Here is a 25,491-nt window from a genome sequence, read left to right on the forward strand (position 1 = left end):
GGCATGATCGCGCTGCTGATCCTGTGGACGCACGCGTTGGCCGCGCTGCTGTTCGGCGCGCTCGTGTTCAGGCAGGCGCAGCGGCCGGCCGGCGGCTGGTCGAACGCGGCCTTTGTCGGCCCGCTTATCCTGACGACGCTCTGGGCCCTGGCCGTGTCGGGCATCGACTTCCGCGATGTCAGCACCCGGATCGCCGAAAGCGCGCGCACCATCGCCTGGCTCGGCTTCATGTTCGCGCTCGTACGCCGGGAACGGACCGGCAATCGCGCACTGGGTGCGGTCTATGGCACCGTCGTGGCGATCGCGGTGATCGGCGCGCTGCTCGCGGTCGTCGAACTGGTGCCGATGGACGCCGATGCGCAGGCACAGACCGAATCGGCACGGCTGGTGTTCGGGATGATGGTGGGGATCAGCGCGCTGGTGCTGGTCCATCATCTGCATCAGGCGGCACGGGCCTCGGCCGACGCGGCGTGGCACGGCGGACGGCTGGTCGTGGTCGCGGTCACGATCATGTGGAGCGTCGATCTGTTGGTGGCTGTCAGCGCCTATGTCGCGCCGCGCTGGACGCCTGTGATCGTTGCCGCACGCGGTGTCGCGATGATCGGCATGGCGCTGCTCCTGCTGGTCGCGGTCACCCGTCGCGGTGACTGGACGTTCGCAGTGTCGCGGCGCGTCGCCACCCGGTCGCTCGGCGCGATCGCGGTGATCAGCTATGTCGGGATCACCGCCGTCGCGACCAGCGCCGCCGACGCCTATGGCGGCGATCATGCGCGACTGATCCAGACCGCGATCATCTGCGGTGCGACCGCCGCGCTGTTCGGGCTGCTGGCGACGTCATGGCTGCGCGCATGGGCGAAGGTGAAGATCGCCAAGCACCTCTTTCGCCATCGCTATGACTATCGCGCGGAGTGGCAGCGTTTCACCGACACGCTGGGCGCACCGGGCGACGGCGCCGCGCCGCTCGACGGACGGATCGTGAAGGCGGTGGCGGACCTGACCGACAGCCCGGGCGGTCTCTTGCTCGTCCCCGACGGCCTCGGCATGAGCAGCGCCGCCGCCTGGAACTGGGAGATGGCAACGGCGCCGGCACCAATGTCGGATCGGGCGCTGGCCGAGCGTCTTCGTCTCAGCCCGCGGATCATCGAACTCGACCCCGTACGACGCGGCACGGCCCCGGCGGAGGAAATTGCGAGCGTGCCGCACTGGCTCAGCGCGTACCCCGCCGCCTGGGCGATCGTGCCTCTGGTGCATGGCGGTGCACTGGTTGGCGCGATCATTCTCGCCCGTCCGCCGGTCGATCGCGCGCTGGACTGGGAGGATTTCGACCTGTTGCGGGTCGCGGGCCGGCAGGCGGCGAGCTACCTCGCCGAAGACCGTGCGCATGCAGCGCTCGCGGACGCGCAGCGGTTCGACGAATTCAACCGCCGCTTCGCGTTCATCCTGCACGACATCAAGAACCTCGTCAGCCAGTTGACGCTGGTCGCGCGCAACGCAGAGCGTCACGCCGACAATCCGGCGTTCCGCGTCGACATGGTTGCCACACTCCAGGACTCCGCCGATCGCATGAACGCGCTGCTCGCCCGGCTTTCACAAACGCACGCGGCCCCCAGTGAGTCGTTCCAGCCGGTCGATGTCGCAGCGCTGGTCAACCGCGTCGTCGGCGCGCGTCGCGCACAGCATCCGATCGCGGCACAGGCGACCGGACAGGTGTTCGCCCGGGCGCAGACGGCACGACTCGAACAGGTGCTCGGCCACCTGATCCAGAACGCGATCGAAGCGAGCCACCGCGACGCTCCGATCGTCGTCGCGGTCACGGCAAACGGCGCGACCATCGCGATCGACGTGATCGACCAAGGGTGCGGGATGAGCCCGGGCTTCGTCCGCCATCAGCTGTTCCGGCCGTTCGCCTCGTCTAAGCCGCTGGGATTCGGGATCGGCGCGTTCGAGGCACTGCAACTGGTCGGGGCGATGGGGGGATCGCTCGATGTCTTCAGCCGGGAAGGTGAGGGGACGCGGTTCCGCATATCGTTGCCGGCGGCCGATGCGATGGAGGCGGCGGCATGAGCGCATCGGCATCCCCTGTGGAGGCGCGCCCGGTGCTTCTGATCGTCGAGGACGATCTCGGGCTGCAGCGACAGCTGCGCTGGGCGTATGAGGGCTATGAGATCGTCGTCGCCAGCGACCGCGTCACCGCGATCGAAGCAATCCGCGCGCACGAACCCGCCGTCGTCACGCTCGATCTCGGCCTGCCACCCGATCCCGACGGCGTTGCCGAGGGCTTTGCGACGCTGCGCGAAATCCTCGCGCTGAAACCTGATACCAAGGTGATCATCGCCTCCGGGCACGGCGCCCGCGAAAGCGCGCTGCTCGCGATCGCGGAGGGGGCGTGGGATTTCTATGCCAAACCGATCGATATCGACGTGCTTGGGATGATCGTCGCACGTGCGTTCCACGTCCATCGCCTCGAGGCGGAAAACCGGCGGCTTGCGGCGCGGGTAGCAGCGAGCGGGACGGGATTTGGCGGCGTGATCGCTGCCTCGCCCGAAATGGCGCTGGTGACGCGGACGCTCGAACGGGTCGCGCCCGCCAATGTGGCGGTGATGCTGCTGGGCGCGAGCGGCACGGGCAAGGAAGTGCTCGCGCGCGGTGTCCATGATGCGTCGCCGCGCGCGCGGGGCAGGTTCGTCGCGATCAACTGCGCGGCGATTCCCGAGACGTTGCTCGAAAGTGAACTGTTCGGCCATGAAAAGGGGGCGTTCACCGGCGCGATCAAGACCACCGAGGGCAAGATCGAACAGGCGGCGGGTGGCACGCTGTTCCTCGACGAGATCGGCGACGTGCCGCTGACGCTACAGGTCAAACTGTTGCGGTTCCTGCAGGAACGAGTGATCGAGCGGGTCGGCGGCCGCAAGGCGATCCCGGTCGACACGCGGATCGTCTGCGCGACGCATCAGGATGTCGACGCGATGGTCGCGGCGGGCCGGTTCCGCGAGGATCTCTATTATCGGCTGGCGGAAATTGTTGTCCGGATCCCCTCATTAGCGGAGCGCAGCGGCGACGCGGCGCTGCTCGCGCGGCATTTTCTGCCGAAGTACGCCAAGACGATGAATGCCGGCGTAACCGGCCTCGCCCCCGATGCGCGCGCGGCGATCGATGGCTGGAGCTGGCCGGGCAATGTTCGCGAGCTCGAAAACCGGATCAAGCGCGCGGTGATCATGGCCGACGGCAAGCTGATTACCGCTGCCGATCTCGACCTCGGCGGTACCGCCGACACGGCCGACGGGCTGAACCTGCGGGCGGCGCGGGAGGTGGCGGATCGCAAGGCCATCCGTCGTGCGCTGAGCCGTGCCGGGGGCAATATCTCGAGCGCCTCCAGGCTGCTCGGGATCAGCCGGCCGACGCTGTACGATCTGCTGAAAAGCTATGATCTCCATGCGTGACCCGCGATATCCGCCGTTGCGGCGCGGACGCGCGCGCCGGCGCCGGCGTGTGTTCACGCGGAGCCATGCCCGTCTGTTGGCGATCGGGCTGCTCATGCTGGCCGTCGCGGGGACGGCGACGCTGCTGATGCTGCGGCGCGATCCCCCCGATGCGCGACGCTTGCTCCACGACGCGCGGATCACACTGCAGTCGGGCAATTACAGTGCGGCCCGGTCCAATGGGCAGGCGGCGATCGCGGCGGCACCGTCGAACGGGCCTGCCCATGTCGTCCTTGCACGCGCCCTGCTCGAACTGGGAGACGGGCTCGCGGCCGAGGCCGAACTGACCCGCGCGCGCGATGCCGGCATCGCGATCGCCACGCTCTACCCGTTCCAGGCGCAGGCGCGGCTGCTCCAGAATGACCCGGTCGGTGCTATCGAGGCGGCCGACCGCGCCGCACCGCGCCAGGCCGCCTATGCCCGCCGCATCCGCGCCGCCGCGCTGGCACTGCTCGGCAACGGCGCTGCAGCCCGCGTCGATCTCGGTCGCCTGGTGGCAGAGCAGCCTCGCGACGGGCGCAACTGGACCGCGCTGGGTCGCGTGGCGCTGGCTATGGGCGATGTCGGTACCGCCGCGGATGCTGCGACGCGTGCGGTCGTGCTGTTGCCGGATGAGCCCGCGGCGCTGACGTTGCAGGGCGAGATTGTCCGCCGGCGGTACGGCCTGGTCGCAGCACTCCCCTGGTTCGAGCGCGCGCTTGCACGCGATGCTTATTATCATCCGGCGCTGATCGAATATGCCGCCACGCTCGGCGATGCCGGGCGATATCGCGCCATGCTGGCGGCGACGCGACGCGCGCAGCGGGCGCGACCCGGCAGCCCGCAGGCGCTATATCTCCAGGCGGTGCTCGCGGCGCGCGCGGGCCGGACCGAACTCGCGCGCGGGCTGCTTCAGAAGACCGGTGGGGCGATCGATAGCCTGCCCGGTGCGATCCTGCTTAGCGGTGCGCTCGACTATGCCGAGGGGCGGTTCGAACAGGCCGGTGCGATGTGGCGCGGTCTCGCGCGGCAACAGCCGCTCAACGTCAGCGTGCGCCGGCTGCTGGGGGCCGCATTGCTGCGGTCGGGTGATCCGCGCGGCGCGCAGGAGGTGCTGAGGCCGATCGTCACCCGTGCGGACGCCGACAGCTACGCGCTCGTGCTTTTCGCGCGTGCGGCAGCCGCTACCGCAACGACGGATCGGGAGCGCGATGCTGTGGCGCAGGATCTCGATCGCGCCAACCGCGGTGCCACCGGGATGGCGACGGCCTTCGCGATCGACGATCAGGTCGGCACGCTCGACGCGGCGATCCTGCAGTCTCCGGGCGATCCGGGCGCGCTGCTGGCGGCGATCCGTGGCCGGATCCAGGCGCGCGCGCCGGGTGATGCGCTTGCCCGCGCGCGCAGCCTTGCGCGGGCAAGCCCCGGCGCGCCCGCCGCCCAGTTGGCGCTGGGCGACACCTTTGCGGTGGCGGGGCGTTACGCGGACGCTGCACCGCTCTATGCGCGCGCCGCGGATCTCAGCTTCGACGAACCGACGATGCTGCGCCTGGTCGACGCGCTGAGCCGGGTCTCGCGGCAGCGCCCGGCATCGACCGCGCTGGCCCTGTATCTTTCGCAAAATCCGCAGAGCCTCACCGGCCAGCGAATCCTTGGCCATTGGCACGTGATGGCGGGCAACTGGACCGCGGCGATCGATACGCTCGAAGCGGTGCGCCGGCGGATCGGCAATCGTGACGCGGGGCTGCTGACCGATCTCGCGCGCGCCTATGCCGGGGCGGCGCCGCGTGACGGCGCAGATACGGCAGCGCTTCGCTATGCGCGCGCCGCCTATGCGCTCGCGCCAATGAATGCAGCGGCGACCGACGCCTATGGCATCGCGCTGGCGGGCGTCGGCAAGCTTGACGGTGCGCGGCAGGTGCTGACCAAGGCGGTGGCGCTGGCCCCCGGGGATCGCGCCATCGCCAGCCATCTCGCCCAGCTCCGTTAGACCTTGTCGCACGGCGGCGGTGCCGTCATGACCGCGCGATGATTGACCCGCTCGACAGGATCGCCGCCGCCCTCGAACGCCTCTCGCCGCCGCCGCCGCCAGTAGCGGACTGTCTGGCGTTTCCCGCCTACGTCTGGCGCAACCGGGCGCTTGTCCCGATCCGCGGTTTCGCCCCGCTGCCGCTCGATCTGCTTATAGGTATCGATCGGCAGAAGCACGTGCTGCTGGAGATGGTCCGGCGTGTCGCCCGCGGCCATGCGGCGCATGACGTCCTGCTATGGGGGGCGCGAGGTACCGGTAAATCGGCGCTGGTGAAAAGCGTCGTCGCCGCGGTCCAGGCCGAACAGGGCAATGTCGCGCTGATCGAGATCGCCGACATGACCGCGCTGCCGGACCTGTTTGCGATGCTGGCACCCGTGGACCGCGCCTTCATCGTCTTCGTCGACGATCTAGGCATCGATACTCCGTCTGAGGCGCGTGTACTGAGATCCGTGCTCGAAGGCGGTGCAGAGCCACGTCCCGCCAATGTGCGTCTGGCCGTGACGGCGAACCGCCGGCATCTGGCGCCACGCGATATCGCCGAACAGGAAAGTGCCATCAATCCACGCGATTCGATCGACGACCAGCTGGCGCTGGCGGATCGGTTCGGACTCAGTCTGGGGTTTCATGCCGTCGATCAGGACGGCTATCTGGCAATCGTCGCGGGCTATGCCGCGCTGCACGATCTGCCATTTCAACCCGACGAGGCCCTGACATGGGCAACGCAGCGGGGAAGCCGTTCCGGGCGTGTTGCCTGGCAGTATATTGTTGATCTAGCGGGGCGGTCCCGGCGCGCGATCAGCAAATAACGTAAAAAGGGCCGGCGCCGAAGCGCCGACCCCCAGAACAGCTTAGTTGCTGTCCGAATCGTTGTCGTTGTCGTCCTTGACGATGGCGACAACGCCAATCGCAACGACGCCAGCTGCGATCAGACCGGCGATCACGCCAGCGCCTGCAGCCTTGTTCTTGCCGGTCGTTGCCGAACCGACGCGTGCCTTCGAAACCGACAGGCTCGACGCAGGGTTGGCAGGCGCAGCAACGGCTGCAACCGACGTGGACATCATAGCGATAGCGAGCGCGCTACCGGTCAGGTTCTTCAGCTTCATAAGACTCTCCAAAACGTACAATGGCGGGATGCTGCAACGCGGTAACATGTGTCAAGTTCCAAATGGTTCGGAACGGTTTAGCTGCCGCTATTCGCCAACCTGCTCAGCCAGTTCCAGCCAGCGGAGTTCCGCAGCCTCCTTTTCCGCGCGCGCCGCCTCGATCGCGGCGGTCAGCCTGGCGAAGGTTGCATTGTCGCGCATGTACAGGTTCGGCGCGGCAAGCTTTGCGGCATCGCTCGCGATCTGGGCGTCGAGCGCCTCGATCCGCTTGGGGAGCAATTCATAATCGCGCTGATCCTTGTAGGTCAGTTTCGCGCGGGGCGCGGGGGCCGGCGGCGCGGTCGCGGCGACCTTCTTCGAGGCCCGCTTGCCGCTGGTCTGGGTCGCACGGCGCTTTTCCCAATCCTCATATCCGCCGGCGACGACATCGACGGTCCCGGACCCGTCGAGCCCGAGCGTGATCGTCACGGTCCGGTCGAGAAAGTCGCGATCATGGCTGACGATCAGGACGGTGCCGTCATAATCGCCGATCACCTCTTGCAACAGGTCGAGCGTTTCGAGGTCGAGATCGTTGGTCGGCTCGTCGAGCACAAGCAGGTTCGACGGCTTGGCGAATTCGCGCGCGAGCAGCAGCCGGGATCGTTCGCCACCCGATAGCGACCCGATCTTGGCGTCGACCATGTTCGGGTCGAACAGGAACTCCTTGAGATACCCGTGGATGTGCTTGCGCACACCGAGCACGTCGATCCATTCGCCGCCATCGACGACGACCTCGCGGACCGTCTTTTCAGGCGCCATCAGACTGCGCTGCTGGTCGATCACGACCGCGTCGAGCGTCTGGGCGAGCTTGATAGAGCCGCTGTCGGGCTGGATCTCGCCGGTCAGCAGCTTCAACAGCGTCGACTTGCCCGCGCCGTTGCGGCCGACGATACCGATCCGGTCGCCGCGCGTCACGCGCAGCGTCAGGTCGCCGATGATCGTCCGGTCCCCATACGCCTTGGTGACGTTCTTGGCGTCGATCACCACCTTCGACTTGGTGTCGTCGCTGCCCGTCACGAGATTGGCGGAGCCCTGCGGTCCGACCATCGACGCGCGTTCGGCACGCATCTCGTGCAGCTTGGTCAGGCGGCCCTGGTTGCGCTTGCGGCGCCCGGTGACGCCGCGCAGCAGCCAATGTTCCTCCAGTTTCAGGCGCGCTTCGAGCTTTTCGGCCTGGCGCTGTTCCTCGGCATAGACCTGTTCGGTCCACGCCTCGAACCCGCCAAAACCAACCTCGGCGCGGCGGATCGCGCCGCGGTCGAGCCACAGGGTCTGCTTGGTGAGACGTGTCAGGAAGGTACGGTCATGGCTGATCACGACAAACGCGCCGCGGAAGCGCTTGAGCCAGTCCTCGATCCATTCGATCGCGCCGATGTCGAGATGGTTGGTCGGCTCGTCGAGCAGCAGCACGTCGGGGTCCTGCGCCAGCGCACGGACGATCGCCGCGCGGCGGCGCTCGCCACCCGACGCGGATGCGGCTTCACGCGACAGATCGATGCCGAGCTGGTCGGCGATCGAGTCGGCTTCGTAGCTGACCGGTGCGTCGTCGCCACCCATCACATAGTCGCGCAAGGTTGCGAAGCCGCGCAGGTCGGGCTCCTGCTCGAGAATGACGACCCGGGTACCCGGGACGATCGTCCGGCGGCCCTCATCGCCCTCGATGCTGCCGCCGAGCAGCTTCAGCAGGGTCGTCTTGCCTGCGCCGTTGCGGCCGATCAGCGCGAGGCGATCGCGCGGACCGATATGGATGTCGAGGTTGCGAAAAAGCCATCCAGAACCCTGGACAAGGCCGAGGCCTTCGAATGCGAGAATAGGTGCTGCCATGTCCGCGTCACCTAGGGTCGCCGGGTGATGCAGGCAAGTTACACTATGCTGTCGTCCTGCTGTCGTCCTCATTCACAGGCTGTTCAATGCGCCGGGCCTATGCCACCTCCATGAAGATGCTGCTGTTCCTGACCGCTTTTGCTGCTTTCCCGGTGCTGACGGGCGTCGCCGTCGCGCAGGCGCCCGATCAGCGGCATGGCGACCAGCGATCCGCCTTCGAAGCCCGCAAGACGGGGCGGTCCCTGTCGTTGCGCGAAATCGAGGCGCGGGTGATCCCGACGATGCGCGGCTCGCAGTATATTGGCTTCGACTATGATTCGGGCAGCGCCATTTACACGCTCAAGTTCCTGCGCGATGGAACCGTGATCTGGGTCGATGTCGACGGCCGGACTGGCCAGATCGTCGGCCGCACCGACCGGTAACCCGGTAGCGGGCAATTCAAGCGAGAGGATTATCATGCGCGTTCTGATCGTCGAGGACGAGCCGAATCTTGGGGCTCAGCTTAAGAATACCCTCGAGGGCGCCGGCTATGCGATCGACCTCGCAGTCGATGGCGAGGAGGGGCATTTCCTGGGTTCGACCGAGAATTACGATGCCGTCGTGCTCGACCTTGGCCTGCCCGAGATCGACGGCCTTACCGTGCTCGACCGCTGGCGCAAGGAGGGCAAGGTCATGCCCGTCCTGGTGCTGACCGCGCGCGACAGCTGGTCCGACAAGGTCGCCGGGCTCGACGCGGGTGCAGACGACTATGTCGCCAAGCCTTTCCAGAGCGAGGAACTCATCGCGCGCCTGCGGGCGCTCATCCGCCGTGCGAGCGGCAATGCCTCTTCCGAACTGACTGCTGGCGACATCCGCCTTGACACGCGCAGCGGCAAGGTGACGCGTGCGGGCGAGCCGGTGAAGCTGACCGCGCAGGAATATAAGCTGCTGAGCTATCTGCTGCACCACAAGGGCAAGGTCGTCAGCCGAACCGAGCTGATCGAGCATATCTACGATCAGGATTTCGATCGCGATTCAAACACGATCGAGGTGTTCGTGACGCGTATTCGCAAGAAGCTGGGTCAGGACGTGATCACCACGATCCGCGGGCTGGGCTACAGCCTCGAAGATCCGGACGCCTGATCCCAATCTATGACCGCGTCGACATTATCAGATGGGCCAATTCGTGTGCCCGCGGCGGTGAAGGGATCGCTTTCAAGGCGGATGATCCTGATCGCAGCGGTGTGGATTGGCCTCTTGTTGAGCGGCGGCGGGTATGCGCTCGACCGGGTCCTGGCCCAGGCGGTGACGCGCAACTTCGATGACCAGCTTGAATACGTCCTACGTTCGTTGCTCAATTCTTCGGAAATCGGGCCCGACGGCGAGGTGCTATTCTCGCGCGAGGCGGTCGCCGACCAGCGGTTCCTCGAACCAGGGTCGGGCCTCTATTATCAAGTTGCGGGAAGGGGCGCCGCCGACCTGGACTACACCTCGCGATCGCTATGGGATCGTCGGCTGGCGTTCGGATCGGCGCATGACGATCGCAATGTTCACTTTTACGACAGCACGCAGTTTCCGGATGAAAAGCTGCGGATCGTCGAGCGTGACGCGGTTATTCCGGGATCAAAGGTTCGCTGGCGGTTTCAGGTTGCGCAAAGTCGCTACGGTCTTGACGCGCAGATCACCACCCTGCGCCGTACGCTGGTTCGCAGCTTCGCGCTGCTCGCGCTCGGGCTCATCGTACTGGCTGCGCTCCAGACCTTCTACGGGCTCTGGCCGCTGCGTCGCGTACGCGAAGAGATCGGCCGGATGCGCGCGGGCCAGTCAAACCGGGTTTCCAGTGCGATGCCGATCGAGGTCGCGCCGATGGTCGAGGAACTGAACGCGCTGATCGAACATAACGAACGACAGGCCGAGGAAGCGCGACGGCATGCGGGCAATCTCGCGCATGCGCTGAAGACCCCGCTGACCGTGATCATGAACGCCGCGACTGCGCAATCGGACGATCTGGCCGATACCGTCATTCGTGAAGCGCGGACGATGCGGCGCCAGGTCGATCATCACCTTGCCCGAGCCCGTGCGGTTGGCCGGCGCGGTTCGGCGCATAGTCGCGCCGATGTATGGCCTAGCCTCGAATCGGTCGAACGTGCGGTCGCCCGTCTGTATCGGCATGTCCGGATCGACATTACCGGCGACAAGACGCTCAAGGTTCATGTCGAACGCCAGGACCTCGACGAGATGCTCGGAAATCTGATCGAGAACGCCGCCAAATATGGCGGTGGCAGCGTCTTCGTGACGGTCGGCGCGCAGGCCGGGTTTGTCGAGTTCCTAGTCGAAGACGACGGCGTCGGGATTCCCGAGGAACAGCGCGTCCGCATCTTCGACCGCGGGGTGCGGCTCGATACGGGCAAGCCGGGTACGGGTCTCGGGCTCGCGATCGTCCGCGACGTCGCCGAAATCTACGAGGGCACAGTCGGGCTCGAGGAGAGCGAGGACCTCGGCGGACTCATGGTCCGCCTGAGGCTGCCCGCCGCGAGCTGATCAGGCCGCGATCTTCATATCCTGCATCACGTCGGCGGTGATCGACAGGCTCCGCTTGCGGGCTTCGTGATCGTAGATCGCACTCGTCACCATCACCTCGTCGACGCCGGTACGCTCGACGAACGCGGCGATCCCGCGCGCGACCTTGGCCGGGCTGCCGACGGCCGAGCATTGCAGGACATGGTCGAGAATCTGATTGCCCTGCGCGCCGAGCGATTCGCGATAGCCCGCGACCGGCGGGGGCAACTGACGCGGATTACCGGTGCGGAGCGCGACGAACGACTGTTGCTGCGAACTGGCGAGCAGCTCGGCCTCGGCATCGGTATCGGCCGCGAAGACGTTGAAGCCCGCCATGACGTGGGGCTTTGCCAGCCGCGCGGAGGGGCGGAAATCGCGGCGATAGATAGCGAGGGCCGCATCGAGCGCATCGGGCGCGAAATGCGACGCAAAGGCATAGGGCAGGCCGAGCGCGGCGGCGAGCTGCGCGCCGAAGGTGCTGGAGCCGAGAATCCACATCTCGACATCCGCGCCCGCGCCCGGCGTCGCGACGATCCCGGTCTGGCCGTCATTGGCGAAATAGCTCTGCAGCTCCATCACGTCCTGCGGGAAAGCGTTGGCGTCGGTTTCGAGCGTGCGGCGCATCGCGCGGGCCACCCGCTGGTCCGAACCGGGCGCGCGGCCGAGGCCGAGGTCGATCCGGCCGGGGAACAGCGCGTCGAGCGTCCCGAACTGCTCGGCGATCACCAGCGGGGCGTGGTTGGGGAGCATGATGCCGCCCGATCCGACGCGTATCGTACTGGTCGCGGCGGCGATATGCGCGATCACGACCGCCGTCGCGGCGGAGGCGATGCCGGTCATGCCGTGATGTTCGGCAACCCAGTAACGCTGAAATCCGACACTCTCGGCATGGCGCGCGAGATCGGCCGCGTTGGCGAGCGACTGTGAAACGGTGCCGCCTTGGACGACGGGGACGAGATCGAGCAGGGAATAGCGTGTCATGCACTGGATATAGGTACCGAGCGGTAGCTTATCCAGTGTCCGCCAAATTTGCTGCGTAGCGCTCTGCTCGATCCCACCGCGCCGGCTTGTCCCTGCGCGCCACGATGCCTAGAGGTTCGCTCCGATGCTTGCCCGACTTGACCATGTCCGCAACTGGATCTTCGATCTGGACAACACGCTCTATCCGGCGAGTGCCGATCTGTTTTCGCAGGTCGACGCACGGATGACCGGGTTCATCCAGGACCTGCTCGGGCTCGAGCATGACGAGGCGCGGCGCGTGCAGAAGGGGTATTTTCACAATCACGGCACAACGCTGTCGGGGTTGATGACCGAGCATCACGTCGATCCGCACGCGTTCCTCGCGCATGTCCATGACATCGAGATGGACGTGCTGGAGCATGATGCGCCGCTGGTCGCGGCGATCGCCAAGCTGCCCGGACGCAAGCTGATCTTCACCAACGGCGACACGCCCTATGCGCTGAAAATCCTCGACCGTCTCGGGCTTGGCGCAAGTTTCGAGGCGATCCACGACATCCATGCGATGGACCTGATGCCCAAGCCGCATGCTTCGGCCTATGCAGGCGTTTGTACCGCGTTCGACATCGACCCCGCGCAATCGCTGTTCGTCGACGACATGGTCCGCAATCTGCTGCCCGCCAAGGCGATCGGCATGACGACGGTGTGGGTCGACAACGGGTCCGAACAGTCGCCGGGCGCGGAACGCGATCATATCGATTTCACCATCCCGGTGCTCGCGCCGTGGCTGGAAACCATCCTGGAGACATCATGAGCAGCCTGCAGACGATCATCGACGCCGCCTGGGACGACCGGGCAAATCTTGGTCTGGAGACGAAGGGCGAGATCCGCGATGCGGTCGACAGCGCGCTGGCGATGCTCGATGCAGGCACCGCGCGGGTTGCGGAGCCCGCCGGTGACGGGTGGCAGGTCAATCAGTGGCTGAAAAAGGCCGTGCTGCTGTCGTTCCGCCTCAACGACAATGTCGTGATCGACGGCGGATCGGGCGGCGCACCCGCGTTCGACAAGGTGCCGTCAAAGTTCGCGGGCTGGGGCGAGGCCGAGTTCCGCGCGGCCGGCATCCGCGTCGTTCCCGGTGCGGTTGCGCGCCGCGGCAGCTTCATCGCCAAGGGCGCGATCCTGATGCCGAGCTTCGTCAATATCGGCGCCTATGTCGGTGAGGGCACGATGGTCGACGCCTGGGCGACCGTCGGATCCTGCGCGCAGATCGGCAAGAACGTCCATCTGTCGGGCGGTGCCGGCATCGGCGGCGTGCTCGAGCCACTTCAGGCCGACCCCGTGATCATCGGCGACGGCGCATTCATCGGCGCGCGTGCCGAGGTCGCCGAGGGCGTTCGCGTCGGTGAGGGCGCGGTGCTGTCGATGGGCGTGTATCTGGGCGCGTCGACCAAGATCATCGACCGCGCGACCGGCGAAGTCTTCAAGGGTGAAGTGCCGCCTTATGCGGTGGTCGTGCCGGGTTCGATCGGCGGCGGGGAGGGCAAGCCCGCGCTCTACTGTGCCGTGATCGTCAAGCGCGTCGACGCCCAGACTCGGTCGAAGACGAGCATCAACGACCTGCTGCGCGACTAGACCGGTCGCGGTGATGGTCGCGCAGACACTGCTCGCGATCGTCGCCGTTTACATGCTGGCGATCCTGTGGCGGGGGCGGACGTTTCGCGTTCGCCTGCCGACACGACCGGGCCGTAGCCCCGCAAGGCGGATGACGGCCTGGGCGGTCGGGTTGGCGGTGTCGTTCGGTCTGCCCGCGCTGGTCGGCCTCGTCCTGCTCGGCCAGAACCCGCTCGCGGCGGCGCAGCCTGCGGCAATCGCGCTGGTGCCGGACGACTGGCCACGCCTGCCGATCGCGCCACTGATCCTCGGCATGGCGCTCGGCACGCTCGCGAACGCGGCGATCACGCATGTCTTGTGGCGACGCGGCCGGCGCGCGTTTCAGATCGGCACCTTCCCGGACGTTTTGCCGAAGACGCGGGAGGACATTCTCCCGGCCATCGCCCTCGCGATCAGTGCCGGGATCAGCGAAGAGCTGTTCTTCCGCCTGTTCCTCCCGCTGCTGATCGCGCTGGTGTCCGGCAGCGCGCTGGCCGGGACGATCATCGCCGCCCTCTGCTTCGGCGGGGTGCATCGCTATCAGGGGTGGCGCGGCGTCGTCGCGACGACGCTGTCGGGCGTGGCGCTGTCCGTGCTCTACGGCCTGACGAACAGCGTGTGGATGGCGATCGCGTTTCACATCGCGATCGACATCAACGCGCTGGTCGTGCGGCCGATGGCGTACGGGGCGTGGCGCGCCTAGTTCTTCATCCGCCAGCCGGTCTTGAAGATCAACGCGATCACGACGAGGCAGGTGACGAGGAACGCCGCGGTCACCGCGAGGCTGATGCCGACCGCGACATCACCTTGCCCGAAGAAGCTCCAGCGAAACCCGCTGATCAGATAGACGACCGGGTTGGCCAGGCTGAGCGTGCGCCAGGGCTGGGGCAGCATGTCGATCGAGTAGAACGCGCCGCCGAGAAACGTCAGTGGCGTGATCAGCAGCGCGGGGACGAAGTTCAGCTGTTCGAAGCCGTTCGCCCACACGCCGATGATGAAGCCGAACAGGCTGAACGCGACGGCCGTCAGGATCAGGAAGGCGAACATCGCGAACGGATGCGCGATATGCAGCGGCACGAAACAGGCGGCGGTCGCCAGGATGATCAGGCCGATGATCACCGACTTGGTGGTCGCCGCCCCGACATAGCCGATCACCATCTCCATCGCGGACACGGGCGCGGAGAGCAGTTCGTAGATCGTGCCGGTGAATTTGGGGAAGTAGATGCCGATCGATGCGTTCGCGATGCTCTGCGTCAGCAGCGACAGCATGATCAGGCCGGGGACGATGAAGCTGCCATAGCCGACGCCGCCGACCTCCTGCATCCGGCTGCCGATCGCGCCGCCGAAGACGATGAAATAGAGCGACGTCGTGAGGACGGGGGTGACGAGGCTCTGCCACAGCGTGCGCAAGGCCCGCGCCATTTCAAAGCGATAGATCGCCCAGACGCCGTGCCAGTTGAGAAAGGGGGTGTTCATGCGCGCTCTCCGACGAGATCGACGAAGATGTCCTCGAGGCTCGACTTGCTGGTTTCGAGATCCTTGAAGCCGATGCCGAGTTCGGCAAGCTTGCGCAGGAGCGAGGGGATGCCGGTATGGTCCGCCTGTGCGTCGAACACATAGCGCAGGCGCTTGCCCTCGTCCTGCAGCGACACGTCCCATTCGGCAAGGTCGGGCGGGATCGCGGTCATCGGCTCCTGCAACGCCAGATCGAGCTCGCGCTTGCCCAGCTGTTTCATCAGCGATGCCTTGTCGTCGACGAGCAGCAGCTTGCCCTTGTTGATCACGCCGACGCGGTCGGCCATCTCCTCGGCCTCCTCGATATAATGCGTGGTCAGGATGATCGTCGTGCCGCCCTCGCGCAGGCGGTGGACGAGCTTCCACATGTCGCGGCGCAGCGCGACGTCGACGCCCGCGGTGGGTTCGTCGAGGAACAGGATCTCGGGCTCGTGGCTCAACGCCTTGGCGATCAGGACACGGCGCTTCATCCCGCCCGACAATTCCATGATCTTCGCATGGCGCTTGTCCCAGAGCGACAGGTCACGCAGCACCTGTTCGATATAGGCGCTGTGGCCCGAGCGACCGAACAGGCGGCGGCTGAAGGTGACGGTGGCGAGCACCGTCTCGAACATGTCGACGTTCAGCTCCTGCGGGACCAGTCCGATGCGACTGCGGGCCTGCTTATAGTCCTGGATCGCGTCGAAGCCCGCGACGGTAATCGTTCCTGCGCTGGGCGTGACGATTCCGCAGATGATGCTGATCAGCGTGGTCTTGCCCGCCCCATTGGGCCCGAGCAGCGCGAAGATCTCGCCCTTGCGGATGTCCAGATCGACGGGGTGGAGTGCGGTGGTACCGCTTTTGTAGGTCTTCGTGACGCCCGCAACGGACAGGATCGGTTCGGTCATTGGGGCCCCTTTTAAGTGAGGGGAAGATGGGGGTGGTGGGGTGTGAAAGTAAGGCCTGACGCGACCCCATCGTCATCCCCGCGGAGGCGGGGATCCATAGACTCGGACGTTCGCCAATATGGGTCCCCGCCTCCGCGGGGATGACGAAATGGGGGTTTGCGAAGTCGGCTTATCCGGCGCGGGCGGCGGCGACCGCCTTTTGCAGGTCCTCGAGCGGCAGTGCGCCGGACAGGATGCGGTCGCCGACCACCCAGCTTGGCGTGCCCGTCATGCCGAGCTTGGCCGCGGTTTCCATGTTCTTGCCGATCTCGGCATCGGCGGTCTTGGTGAAGCCTGCCGGATTGATGTCGACCCCGGCCTTCGCCGCTGCCGCCGCGATCGTCGCGTCGCTGACCGGGCCGCCGGCGTAGAGCGCATCGTGAAAGGCTGCGAACTTGCCCTGTTGGGCGGCCGCGAGGCTCGCGCGGGCAGCGACGCGGCTTTCCGCGCTGAGGATCGGCAATTCGCGAAAGACGACGCGGACCTTGGGGTCTGCGGCGATCAGCTTTGCGATCATCGGCAGGCTCGCGCGGCAATACCCGCAATTATAATCGAAATATTCGACGAGCGTGACGTCGCCCTTGGGGTTGCCCGCCCAGGCGCTGCCGAACGGCGTGACGATCGCGTCGCGGTTGGCAGCGACCGTCTTGCCCGATTCGCGGTCGCGCAGTTTCTCCATCGCTTCGGGCAGGATCTCGGGATGCGCGAGCATGTAATCGTGGACGATCGCCTCGACCTGCGCGCGCTCGACGCCACCGCCCTGGCGATCATAGCCCCACACCGCGAATCCGCCCAGGACCGCCCCGACCGCCGCGATGGCGGGCAACATCATCTTGTTCATCGGCGCCGCTTATACTGCTTGGGATTGTCGTCCATCTCGTTCTGCGCGGCCATCGCGATATCCTGCGCGCGGATCCAGTCGGGGGTGTTGGCGGGGATGTTGGCGAGCGCATATTGCGCGCTGGCCGATGCGGTCCGCATGTCGCCGCCCATGCTCGCGCGCTCGGCGGTGGCGAGCGCCGCGCGAGCCGTATCACCGGTCAGCTCGTAGACGGTGCCGAGCTGCATCCAGGCGAAAGGATTCTGATCGTCGCGGCCGACCGCGGTGCGCAGGACCTTCGTCGCCTCGGGATAATTCGCCTTGTTCTCGGTCGCGATCAGCGCGTGGCCGAACGTCGTGGCGATCAGCGGGTTGTTGCGCGAGCCCTCGGTCGCCTCGCGCAACGGGACGAGCGACTCGACCGGCCTGCCAGCCTCGAGCAGGATCTGGCCCTTGATCTCGAGGAAATAGGGATCGTCGGGCTTCGCCTTGACCAGCGCATCCGCCTCGGCATCCGCTTTGTCGGGATAACCCGATTTATGATAGGCATAGGCCCGCGCGTAATGCGCGTAGATCGACTGGTCGCTCGGCGGATAGCTTTGCAGCGTGCGCGGCGCGGGCAGGACATAACCGGCAAGCTTTGCCTTCACGCGGCGGAAGCGTTCTTCGAGCGCAGCATCGGGCTTGTTCGCCCAGGCGGGCGACGCCTGCAGATCCGCGGTCAGCGCCGAGACGCGCTCGCCCGACAGCGGATGCGACTGCATGAACGGGTCGATATTGGCGGTGCCGAAGCGATATTCCTGCTGCTGCAGCTTCTTGAAAAAGCTCAGCATGCCGCGGCCGGTGACGTTGGCCTCCCGCAGATATTTCGCGCCGCTCGCATCCGCGGTGGATTCCTGCGTGCGACTGAACGCCAGGTAATTGCCCATCGCGGCCTGTTGTCCGGCCGCCATGATCCCCGCGCCCGCCTCGCCGCTGCCCGCCGCCATCGCCGCCAGGCCGAGCACCATCGAGAGCAGGTACATGCCCATCGCGGGTTTGGTCCCGCGATCGGAGAGGACGACATGACCGTCGGCGATGTGGCCGAGTTCGTGCGCGATCACGCCCTGGACTTCGTTCGCATTGTCCGCCGCCTGGAGCAGGCCCGAATGGACATAGACGGTCTGGCCGCCCGCGACGAACGCATTGATCGAATCGTCGTTGATCAGCACAACCTTGACGTCGCGCGGCGACAGGCCTGCCGCCGTGATCAGCGGGCCGGACATTTCGGCGAACATCGTTTCGGTTTCCGCATCGCGGAGGATCGACTGCGCCTGTGCGGGTTGCGCCCAGAGCAGGAGGGTGGCGGTCAGGGCCGCGACGAAGCGCTTCATATCGCGCAGTATCGTCGATCGGCGGCGGGGGAGCAATGGCGGGGACGACGAGGTGCGCGGCGCCGACGCCCGATGGTGAGCTGCAGGACGTAGCACGACCCAAGCGGCCGATCGCCGGAACCAATTGGTCCGAATGCGCCGAAATGAAAACGGGCGCGACCTTTCGATCGCGCCCGTCTCAACGGCTATGCTCCGGCGTCAGCCGAAGGTGCGCTGCCACCAGCCACGGCGCGGCGCGCCATCGGGGTCGTCGTTCGTGCCCGGCGCGTCGGCGTCCTGCGGCTGGACCTCGACCTGCGGCGGCGTGGTCTCGACCGGCGCGGCAAGCACCTCGCTGGTCGGGGCGGCGTCGCCGGCCTCGATCACCGCGGCCTTGCGCGGCCGACCACGCGGCTTGGCGACCTTGGCAGGGGCCTCCTCGACGGCTGCGGGCTCGACCGCCGTATCGCTCGCCTTGCGACGCGCGCGCTTGGGCTTCGGCGCGGACGCCTCCAGCGTCTCGGCAGGCGTGGCGCCAACCTCGTCCATCGTCGCATCGGCAACCGCCTCGCGACGACGCCGTGCAGGCTTGCGCGCCGGCTCTGCCGCAACCGGATCGGGAGCGGCCTGTTCCTGCGGCTCGGGCGTGACGGGTACTTCGGATACGACCGGTTCTGGTGCCATGGTCGTCTCGTCGGCCGTCTCGACCGGACGCGGTTTGCGACCCCGACGCGACTTGGGCGCCGTTTCGGCGACCGGGTCAGCGTTGATCGTCGCGGCGGCCGCACGGGCGCGCGGGCGACGACGCATCTTGGGAGCCTCGGCGACCGGCGCGGACGGCGCCTCCTCGAACACCGACTCGGCCCCGGACGTCTCGACCGGCGCAAATGCCTCCGGCTCGGGCGCCTCGGCGATCAGTGCCGCGGTGTCGACGCTGCTGACGGCAATCGACTCGCCCGTCTCGGCGCCGGTCTGCTCGCCGCCCTGCTCGTTGCGCCGACCACCGCGACGTCCGCGACGTCCGCGACGACGACGGCCTTCGCCTTCGACGCCATTGGCCTGTTCGGCCGGAGCCGTACCTTCGATCTCCTCGCCACCGCCGACTTCGACGATCTCGCCGACGCCTTCGTCAATTTCCTCGACATTGGTGTCGACGTCGGTGTCGACGTCCTCTAACGCGCCATCCTCGCTCGTACCACCGACGGCGCCGTCCTCACCCGGGCGTGCCCGGCCCCGACGACCGCGGCGGCGACGGCGCTTCTTGCCGCCCTCGCCATCGGCATCGCGGCCCTCACGTGGCGCGGTCTGCTCACGACCACCTTCGCGGCCCCCCTCGCGACGACGCGGCTGTTCGGCCTCGGCCTCTTCGACCTCGTCCTCCTCGATCTCGTCCTCGATCTCCTCGGGAAGATCGTCCTCGTCCTCTTCGATGATCTGGACGAACTTCGGCGGATGCGCGGGCGGCGGGCCACTGGCCTCGACCGTCATGTGCGCGCCTTCCTCGTCCTGGCCGGGAATGATCTCGACGATCACGCCGTAGCGATCCTCGATCTCGGCGATGTCGGCACGCTTGCGGTTGAGGATGTAGACGGCCGCTTCCTGGCTCGCGCGCAGCGTCAGCAGCGAGCCGCGACCGCGGGCGGCCTCGTCCTCGATGAGGCGGAGCGCGGAAATGCCCGACGACGATGCGGTGCGGACGAGCCCGGTGCCCTCGCAATGCGGGCAGGCGCGGGTCGACGCTTCGAGCACGCCGGTGCGCAGCCGCTGGCGGCTCATTTCCATCAGGCCGAACGACGAGATGCGGCCGATCTGGATGCGCGCACGATCGTTCTTCAGCGCCTCCTTCATCGCCTTCTCTACCTTACGGACGTTGGAATTGTTATCCATGTCGATGAAATCGATGACGACGAGCCCGGCCATGTCGCGCAGGCGCAGCTGGCGGCCGATTTCCTGTGCGGCCTCGAGGTTGGTCGCGGTCGCGGTCTGCTCGATGCTGTGCTCGCGCGTCGAGCGGCCCGAGTTGATGTCGATCGAGACGAGCGCCTCGGTCGGGTTGATGACCAGATAGCCGCCCGACTTCAGCTGGACGACCGGATGGTACATCGCCGACAGTTGGTCCTCGACGCCCGCGCGCTGGAACAGCGGCACGGGGTCGGCGTAATGCTTGATGCGCCGGGCGTGCGTCGGCATCAGCAGGCGCATGAACTCGCGCGCCTGGCGATAGCCGTCCTCGCCCTCGACGATGACCTCTTCGATTTCCTTGTTGTAGATGTCGCGGATCGCGCGCTTGATCAGGTCGCTGTCGCCGTAGACGAGCGCGGGTGCCGACGCCTTGAGCGTGGCTTCGCGGATCCCGTCCCACAGGCGGGCGAGGTAATCGAAGTCGCGCTTGATCTCGACCTTGCTGCGCTGCAGCCCGGCTGTGCGGACGATGCAGCCCATCGAGGGCGGTAGCTGCATGTCGGCCATGATCGACTTCAGGCGCTTGCGATCGCCCGCGTTGCTGATCTTGCGCGAGATGCCGCCGCCGTGGCTCGTATTGGGCATCAGCACGCAGTAGCGGCCGGCGAGCGACAGGTACGTAGTCAGGGCTGCGCCCTTGTTGCCGCGCTCTTCCTTGACGACCTGGACGAGCAGCACCTGACGGCGATGGATCACGTCCTGGATCTTGTAGCGGCGGCGCAGGTTCATGCGACGCTCGCGCAGATCCTCGACCGCGGCCTCGTCGCCGTTCGACTTGCGCTTGCGACGCGGGGCCTCGCCGGTCTCTTCGCCGCCTTCGAGCTCCTCGGCGACGTCGGGATCTACCCCGCCATCGTCCTCGAAGCGCTCGATATCGTCCTCGTCGTCACCCTCTTCGTCGTCCGCGTCATAGTCGGCGCGCAGCGCGGCCTCCTCGGCGGCATGCTCTGCCTCTTCGCGGAGCAGCGCGTCGCGGTCTTCTTTGGGGATCTGGTAGTAATCGGGGTGGATCTCGCTGAACGCGAGGAAGCCGTGGCGATTGCCGCCGTAATCGATGAACGCCGCCTGGAGCGACGGCTCGACCCGCGTGACCTTGGCGAGGTAAATGTTGCCCTTGAGCTGCTTGCGCTCGGCGCTTTCGAAATCGAATTCCTCGATCCGGTTACCCTTGACGACGGCGATCCGGGTTTCTTCCCGGTGGCGTGCGTCGATCAGCATACGCGTTGTCATAATAGATTCTCCGCGCGCGCGCCGGGCCTGATGGCAGCCGTCGCGCGCTTGATGGTGGTGCGGTCGGACACGGACGCCCGGACTCGCGGAAGGTATGCGAAACTGCCTCTGCTCGACGCGCATGCCGCGGGAACTCACCCTGCGGCGCCCGCACGACCGCGATCCCGTCGGCGAAGGCCGATCGGTGAGCGGGGCGGGGGGAATGCGTCATTCGAGCGTCAACCTGAAATTGCCGCGCCGTCGAGGATCCGAAGGCGGGCGTTGAGACCGGCGCGTCGCTGGCAAACTCTAGCGACGCACGGGTGCACGGCAGGACTAGCACCGCATTGCAGATCCCGCAACTGGCCCGGCGCGGGGCCGTCCGAAGCCTTGAAACCCGCCATTTTCACAGGCTGTATTTCCGCGCGGCGATTTGTCCGGCAGCCGCGCCGGCAGCCACGGATATGGGAAAACCAAGGCAAACAGGCTATTAACCCTGCTCCGCAAGATCCTCTTGCGGGGGCGTGGCGTAGGGGTGTCGCTTCGGTCGGGTTCGACCGATCCAGGGAGTGTAGCATGGCTTTTCGCTGGACCGGCAGCGCGGTCGCACGGCATGGACGCAGGATGGTTGCGATCATCGCCCTGCTGCTTGGCTGGCTGTCTGGCGTTCCGGCGTTGGCGGCGACCGTCCAGAGCATCACGATCGGCCGAACGCAGATCGTGATCCGCTTCGATTCACCGGTCGGCAGCGGCGTGAGCCAGATCCTGACCGGACAACGGCAGATCGCGGTCGATATCGCAAACGCGAAGCCCGGCGGCACCGCCAGGCCGGGCGGTGTCGTGACCCGCATCACGCAGCGCCGGCACGGCGGCACCGGGCTGCGGATGCTGTTCGACCTGGCCAAGCCGGTGATCGTGGCCGATGGCGGGTTCGATTCGCAGGGACGCGAACTGACGCTGGCCTTGCGCCGCGTCGACGATGCGACGTTCGCGCAAGCCAGTATCGCCGGTCCGCTGAATTTCTTCCCGTTCAACTTCGCTGCGCGTCCGGCGCCGCGGTACAAGGTGTCGATCCCGGTGCCGCCGCGCGCGCGCGGGATCACGCTGCCGCGGGTCGAGGGCGACGACATGCGTCCGCTGGTGGTGATCGACGCCGGGCATGGCGGGGTCGATCCCGGCGCGATCGGCCCTGACGGACTTCGCGAAAAGGACGTGACCCTCAAGGTCGCCAAGGCGATCCGTGACGCGCTGCTCGCTTCGGGCCGGGTGCGCGTCGCGCTGACGCGGAGCGACGACCGGTTCCTCGTGCTGCGCGAGCGGTACGGCGTCGCACGACGGTTGAAGGGGGACCTGTTCATATCGGTCCACTGCGACAGTACCGGATCCGAAGGCGCGAGCGGCGCGACTGCCTATACGCTGTCCGAGGTGGCGTCCGACAAGGAGGCGGCGCGGCTAGCCGCGCGGGAGAACAAGGCGGATGTGATCTCCGGGGTGAATCTGGGCGAGGCGCCTGCCGACGTGTCGTCGATCCTGATCGACCTGACGCAGCGCGAGACGATGAACGCGTCGGCCACGTTCGCGCGGTTGCTGGGACGCGAGGCCAAGCCGTTGATGCCGCTCAAGCCGAACTTCCACCGCATGGCGTCGCTGATGGTGCTCAAGGCGCCCGACATGCCCTCGATCCTGTTCGAGACGGGCTATATTTCGAACCCGCAGGACGCGGCGTTTCTCGACAGCGACGAGGGGCGGCAGCGGATTGCGGAGAGCGTGACGCGCGCGGTCACGGTGCATTTCGCGCGGCGGATGGTGGCGCGCTGATCCGGCCGGTTGCGCTCACGGCAAGAGCGCGGCATCCTGACGGCTAGGACCCCGGCGGAGGCCGAGGCCCGGTTGGAGGACGTTCCGACTGGGCTTCGGCCTCCGCCGGGGCACGTGTTTCTGGTTAGGACGATCTGATGACCGACGCGACGCGGGGCGTATCCGAGACCGGGCCCGAGACGAGCATGCGCGAGCTTACCTTTCGCGGGGTCGTGCTCGGCGCGATCATCACGCTGCTGTTTACCGCGGCGAACGTCTATCTGGGTTTGAAGATCGGGCTGACCTTCGCGACGTCGATCCCCGCCGCGGTGATCTCGATGGCCGTGCTGCGGCTGTTCAAGGATTCGACGATCCTCGAGAACAACATCGTCCAGACGATCGCGTCCGCGGCGGGCACGCTGGCGGCGATCATCTTCGTGCTGCCCGGCCTGGTGATGATCGGCTGGTGGCAGGGGTTCCCGTTCTTCACCACCGCGGCGATCACGATGTTCGGCGGTGTGCTCGGCGTGCTGTTCTCGGTCCCGCTGCGCCGTGCACTCGTCGTCGACACGGTGCTGCCCTATCCGGAGGGCCGCGCGGCCGCCGAAGTGCTGAAAGTCGGCGCGGGCAGCCGTGAGGGCGGCGAGGAGAGCGCGCGCGGGCTCGGCATCATCGTCGTCAACGCGCTGGTGTCGGCCGGGTTCGCGATCCTGACGCAGACCAAGCTGGTCGCTGCCGAGGCCGCGACGTGGTTCCGCGTCGGCGCAGGCGCGACCGGGATTTCGGGTGGACTGTCGTTCGCGCTGCTGGGCGCGGGGCATCTGGTCGGAATCTCGGTCGGGATGGCAATGTTTACGGGCGTGGTGATCGGCTGGTGGATCCTGCTGCCGATCCTGACCTCGGCGGGAAGCGTGACCGGCACCGCGGAGGTGATCGCGACGACCGTGTTCCGGTCGGACGTGCGGTTCTTCGGTGCGGGCGTGATCGGCGTCGCGGCGATCTGGACCTTGCTCAAGATCGCAGGACCCGTGGTCGGCGGCGTGCGATCGGCGCTGGCGGCGTCGGCAGCCAAGCGCGGCGGCGAAGTGCTGGCACTCGAGGAGCGTGACATCCCGATCGGGATCGTCGGGATTGCATCGCTGGCGATGCTCGTGCCGATCGGGATCCTGCTGTGGACTGTCCTCCAGGGCGGGCCGCTCGAGGCGTCGGCGGTCGGGCTGATCGCAGGGAGTCTCGCGTTCATCCTCGTCATCGGCCTCGTGATCGCGGCGGTGTGCGGGTACATGGCGGGGCTGATCGGCGCGTCGAATTCTCCTGTGTCGGGCATCGGTATCCTCGCCATCCTCGCCGCATCGATCCTGCTGGTGTCGTGGTTCGGTCGTGCAGTCGAGCCGGGGACGACGCAGGCGCTGGTCGCCTACGGCCTGATCGTGACGGGCGTGGTGTTCGGCATCGCGACGATCTCGAACGACAATCTCCAGGATCTGAAGACCGGGCAGTTGGTCGGTGCGACGCCGTGGAAGCAGCAGGTCGCGCTGCTGATCGGCGTGGTGTTCGGGTCGATCGTCGTGCCGCCGGTGCTCAACCTGCTCGGCAGCACGCTTGGCTTTGCTGGCGCGCCGGGGGCCGGGCCCAATGCGCTGGCCGCACCGCAGGCCGCGCTGATCTCGGCGCTCGCCAAGGGCGTGCTGGGGGGCAATCTCAACTGGGCGATGATCGGCTATGGCGCGATGACCGGTGTCGCGGTGATCGCGCTCGACGAACTGCTGGGCAAGGCGGGCAGGCTGCGGTTGCCGCCGCTGGGCGTCGGGCTGGGCGTGTATCTGCCGATGGCGGTGACGTTGCCGGTCACGATCGGCGCGGTGGTCGGCTATGCCTATGACCGCTGGGCCGACCGCGCGCGCGATCCCGAGCTTGCCAGGCGGATGGGCGTGCTGACCGCGACGGGGATGATCGTCGGCGAGTCGCTGTGGGGTGTGGGGTTCGCCGGGATCGTCTATCTCACCAACCAGGAGACGCCACTGGCGCTGGTCGGGGAGGGGTTCGTGCCCATCGCGCTGGTCGGCGGAACCCTGCTGTTCGCGCTGCTGACCTGGGTGATGTACCGGCGGACGATGGCGGTGTCGCGATAGAGGGTGTTTTCTCGCGAAGGCGGGGATCCAGACTGGGCTCCCGCCTTTGCGGGAGAACAGGATACACGCGTGCGCCGAGGTATTTCGCACCACCCCGGCGGAGGCCGGGGCCCAGTTGGGGAGGTCGACGTAACGGAGGGCCGTTAGTCGTTACTACCGTCCCCCAACTGGGCCCCG

The 25,491-nt window shown here is 67.0% G+C and carries 20 protein-coding genes; 12 read left to right on the forward strand and 8 right to left on the reverse strand.

Features of this window, described 5'->3' with window-relative positions:
* The first annotated feature begins 3 nt into the window (after positions 1-3).
* The 4 genes from prsK to C8J24_RS07735 are packed head-to-tail and all read left to right on the forward strand — an operon-like array spanning position 4 to position 6,296.
* A complete protein-coding gene (prsK, locus tag C8J24_RS07720) occupies positions 4-2,064 on the forward strand; it encodes an XrtA/PEP-CTERM system histidine kinase PrsK (RefSeq protein WP_107931535.1) in 2,061 nt (686 codons plus the stop codon).
* On the forward strand, positions 2,061-3,440 hold the full coding sequence (gene prsR / locus C8J24_RS07725; protein ID WP_208620937.1) for a PEP-CTERM-box response regulator transcription factor: 1,380 nt from the start codon (positions 2,061-2,063) through the stop codon (positions 3,438-3,440). The genes prsK and prsR overlap by 4 nt, the downstream gene beginning before the upstream one ends.
* The gene (locus tag C8J24_RS07730) at positions 3,433-5,448 is read left to right on the forward strand and encodes a tetratricopeptide repeat protein (protein ID WP_107931539.1); all 2,016 of its coding nucleotides are present in this window, start codon (positions 3,433-3,435) and stop codon (positions 5,446-5,448) included. Before prsR ends, C8J24_RS07730 begins: the two co-directional genes overlap by 8 nt.
* 38 nt (positions 5,449-5,486) lie before the next feature.
* On the forward strand, positions 5,487-6,296 hold the full coding sequence (locus C8J24_RS07735) for an ATP-binding protein (protein ID WP_107931541.1): 810 nt from the start codon (positions 5,487-5,489) through the stop codon (positions 6,294-6,296).
* A gap of 42 nt (positions 6,297-6,338) precedes the next feature.
* On the opposite strand, the gene C8J24_RS07740 is transcribed toward C8J24_RS07735, so the two are convergent.
* Both C8J24_RS07740 and C8J24_RS07745 read right to left on the reverse strand, forming a co-directional pair.
* Positions 6,339-6,593: a hypothetical protein gene (locus C8J24_RS07740; RefSeq protein ID WP_031393487.1), complete on the reverse strand. Its 255-nt coding sequence runs from the start codon at positions 6,591-6,593 to the stop codon at positions 6,339-6,341.
* Between the two features lie 87 nt (positions 6,594-6,680).
* Positions 6,681-8,456, reverse strand: coding sequence for an ABC-F family ATP-binding cassette domain-containing protein (locus C8J24_RS07745; protein WP_107931543.1), 1,776 nt, complete (start codon positions 8,454-8,456; stop codon positions 6,681-6,683).
* Positions 8,457-8,566: 110 nt separating this feature from the next.
* Here C8J24_RS07745 and C8J24_RS07750 point away from each other — a divergent pair, with 110 nt between their 5' ends.
* The 3 genes from C8J24_RS07750 to C8J24_RS07760 all read left to right on the forward strand — a co-directional run bounded on the left by C8J24_RS07750 (position 8,567) and on the right by C8J24_RS07760 (position 10,976).
* Positions 8,567-8,878, forward strand: coding sequence for a hypothetical protein (locus C8J24_RS07750; RefSeq protein ID WP_031393489.1), 312 nt, complete (start codon positions 8,567-8,569; stop codon positions 8,876-8,878).
* A gap of 34 nt (positions 8,879-8,912) precedes the next feature.
* Positions 8,913-9,578, forward strand: a complete 666-nt coding sequence (locus C8J24_RS07755; RefSeq protein ID WP_031393490.1) for a response regulator transcription factor — start codon at positions 8,913-8,915, stop codon at positions 9,576-9,578.
* A gap of 81 nt (positions 9,579-9,659) precedes the next feature.
* Positions 9,660-10,976, forward strand: a complete 1,317-nt coding sequence (locus tag C8J24_RS07760; RefSeq protein WP_107931545.1) for a sensor histidine kinase — start codon at positions 9,660-9,662, stop codon at positions 10,974-10,976.
* Here the strand turns inward: C8J24_RS07760 and C8J24_RS07765 are convergent, their stop codons facing one another.
* Positions 10,977-11,975: an LLM class flavin-dependent oxidoreductase gene (locus C8J24_RS07765; protein ID WP_107931547.1), complete on the reverse strand. Its 999-nt coding sequence runs from the start codon at positions 11,973-11,975 to the stop codon at positions 10,977-10,979. It abuts the gene before it with no gap.
* Positions 11,976-12,099: 124 nt separating this feature from the next.
* On the opposite strand from C8J24_RS07765, the gene C8J24_RS07770 reads away from it, so the two are divergent.
* Genes C8J24_RS07770 through C8J24_RS07780 form a run of 3 tightly spaced genes read left to right on the forward strand, consistent with a single transcriptional unit; the run spans position 12,100 to position 14,304 of the window.
* Entirely contained in the window at positions 12,100-12,765 is a 666-nt protein-coding gene (locus C8J24_RS07770) for a pyrimidine 5'-nucleotidase (RefSeq protein WP_107931549.1), read from the forward strand.
* Positions 12,762-13,583, forward strand: coding sequence for a 2,3,4,5-tetrahydropyridine-2,6-dicarboxylate N-succinyltransferase (dapD, locus tag C8J24_RS07775; protein ID WP_107931551.1), 822 nt, complete (start codon positions 12,762-12,764; stop codon positions 13,581-13,583). The genes C8J24_RS07770 and dapD overlap by 4 nt, the downstream gene beginning before the upstream one ends.
* Positions 13,584-13,596: 13 nt before the next feature.
* On the forward strand, positions 13,597-14,304 hold the full coding sequence (locus tag C8J24_RS07780; RefSeq protein WP_107931554.1) for a CPBP family intramembrane glutamic endopeptidase: 708 nt from the start codon (positions 13,597-13,599) through the stop codon (positions 14,302-14,304).
* Here the strand turns inward: C8J24_RS07780 and C8J24_RS07785 are convergent.
* The 5 genes from C8J24_RS07785 to C8J24_RS07805 all read right to left on the reverse strand — a co-directional run bounded on the left by C8J24_RS07785 (position 14,301) and on the right by C8J24_RS07805 (position 21,394).
* A complete protein-coding gene (locus tag C8J24_RS07785; RefSeq protein WP_107931556.1) occupies positions 14,301-15,077 on the reverse strand; it encodes an ABC transporter permease in 777 nt (258 codons plus the stop codon). The genes C8J24_RS07780 and C8J24_RS07785 overlap by 4 nt on opposite strands.
* On the reverse strand, positions 15,074-16,003 hold the full coding sequence (locus C8J24_RS07790) for an ABC transporter ATP-binding protein (protein WP_107931558.1): 930 nt from the start codon (positions 16,001-16,003) through the stop codon (positions 15,074-15,076). The genes C8J24_RS07785 and C8J24_RS07790 overlap by 4 nt, the downstream gene beginning before the upstream one ends.
* 169 nt (positions 16,004-16,172) lie before the next feature.
* Positions 16,173-16,883, reverse strand: coding sequence for a DsbA family protein (locus C8J24_RS07795; protein ID WP_107931560.1), 711 nt, complete (start codon positions 16,881-16,883; stop codon positions 16,173-16,175).
* Entirely contained in the window at positions 16,880-18,235 is a 1,356-nt protein-coding gene (locus tag C8J24_RS07800; protein WP_031440079.1) for a M48 family metalloprotease, read from the reverse strand. Before C8J24_RS07800 ends, C8J24_RS07795 begins: the two co-directional genes overlap by 4 nt.
* A gap of 198 nt (positions 18,236-18,433) precedes the next feature.
* Positions 18,434-21,394, reverse strand: coding sequence for an Rne/Rng family ribonuclease (locus C8J24_RS07805; RefSeq protein ID WP_107931562.1), 2,961 nt, complete (start codon positions 21,392-21,394; stop codon positions 18,434-18,436).
* A gap of 567 nt (positions 21,395-21,961) precedes the next feature.
* Here C8J24_RS07805 and C8J24_RS07810 point away from each other — a divergent pair.
* Both C8J24_RS07810 and C8J24_RS07815 read left to right on the forward strand, forming a co-directional pair.
* The gene (locus C8J24_RS07810) at positions 21,962-23,203 is read left to right on the forward strand and encodes an N-acetylmuramoyl-L-alanine amidase family protein (protein ID WP_107931564.1); all 1,242 of its coding nucleotides are present in this window, start codon (positions 21,962-21,964) and stop codon (positions 23,201-23,203) included.
* 137 nt (positions 23,204-23,340) lie between these two features.
* Complete coding sequence (locus C8J24_RS07815; RefSeq protein WP_244180561.1) at positions 23,341-25,314, forward strand: OPT family oligopeptide transporter; 1,974 nt, start codon at positions 23,341-23,343, stop codon at positions 25,312-25,314.
* The last annotated feature ends 177 nt before the right edge of the window (positions 25,315-25,491 follow it).

Source organism: Sphingomonas aerolata, from assembly GCF_003046295.1.
Taxonomy (GTDB): Bacteria; Pseudomonadota; Alphaproteobacteria; order Sphingomonadales; family Sphingomonadaceae; genus Sphingomonas; species Sphingomonas aerolata.

Bases quoted from the DNA above. Each gene is read 5' to 3' on its own strand.
- C8J24_RS07810 (WP_107931564.1), top strand. From the start codon at position 21,962: ATGGCTTTTCGCTGGACCGGCAGCGCGGTCGCACGGCATGGACGCAGG.
- prsK (WP_107931535.1), top strand. From the start codon at position 4: ATGATCGCGCTGCTGATCCTGTGGACGCACGCGTTGGCCGCGCTGCTG.
- prsR (WP_208620937.1), top strand. From the start codon at position 2,061: ATGAGCGCATCGGCATCCCCTGTGGAGGCGCGCCCGGTGCTTCTGATC.
- C8J24_RS07765 (WP_107931547.1), bottom strand. From the start codon at position 11,975: ATGACACGCTATTCCCTGCTCGATCTCGTCCCCGTCGTCCAAGGCGGC.
- C8J24_RS07730 (WP_107931539.1), top strand. From the start codon at position 3,433: ATGCGTGACCCGCGATATCCGCCGTTGCGGCGCGGACGCGCGCGCCGG.
- C8J24_RS07760 (WP_107931545.1), top strand. From the start codon at position 9,660: ATGATCCTGATCGCAGCGGTGTGGATTGGCCTCTTGTTGAGCGGCGGC.
- C8J24_RS07815 (WP_244180561.1), top strand. From the start codon at position 23,341: ATGACCGACGCGACGCGGGGCGTATCCGAGACCGGGCCCGAGACGAGC.
- C8J24_RS07785 (WP_107931556.1), bottom strand. From the start codon at position 15,077: ATGAACACCCCCTTTCTCAACTGGCACGGCGTCTGGGCGATCTATCGC.
- C8J24_RS07740 (WP_031393487.1), bottom strand. From the start codon at position 6,593: ATGAAGCTGAAGAACCTGACCGGTAGCGCGCTCGCTATCGCTATGATG.
- C8J24_RS07780 (WP_107931554.1), top strand. From the start codon at position 13,597: ATGGTCGCGCAGACACTGCTCGCGATCGTCGCCGTTTACATGCTGGCG.
- C8J24_RS07755 (WP_031393490.1), top strand. From the start codon at position 8,913: ATGCGCGTTCTGATCGTCGAGGACGAGCCGAATCTTGGGGCTCAGCTT.
- C8J24_RS07770 (WP_107931549.1), top strand. From the start codon at position 12,100: ATGCTTGCCCGACTTGACCATGTCCGCAACTGGATCTTCGATCTGGAC.
- C8J24_RS07805 (WP_107931562.1), bottom strand. From the start codon at position 21,394: ATGCTGATCGACGCACGCCACCGGGAAGAAACCCGGATCGCCGTCGTC.
- dapD (WP_107931551.1), top strand. From the start codon at position 12,762: ATGAGCAGCCTGCAGACGATCATCGACGCCGCCTGGGACGACCGGGCA.
- C8J24_RS07750 (WP_031393489.1), top strand. From the start codon at position 8,567: ATGAAGATGCTGCTGTTCCTGACCGCTTTTGCTGCTTTCCCGGTGCTG.
- C8J24_RS07800 (WP_031440079.1), bottom strand. From the start codon at position 18,235: ATGAAGCGCTTCGTCGCGGCCCTGACCGCCACCCTCCTGCTCTGGGCG.
- C8J24_RS07795 (WP_107931560.1), bottom strand. From the start codon at position 16,883: ATGAACAAGATGATGTTGCCCGCCATCGCGGCGGTCGGGGCGGTCCTG.
- C8J24_RS07735 (WP_107931541.1), top strand. From the start codon at position 5,487: ATGATTGACCCGCTCGACAGGATCGCCGCCGCCCTCGAACGCCTCTCG.
- C8J24_RS07790 (WP_107931558.1), bottom strand. From the start codon at position 16,003: ATGACCGAACCGATCCTGTCCGTTGCGGGCGTCACGAAGACCTACAAA.
- C8J24_RS07745 (WP_107931543.1), bottom strand. From the start codon at position 8,456: ATGGCAGCACCTATTCTCGCATTCGAAGGCCTCGGCCTTGTCCAGGGT.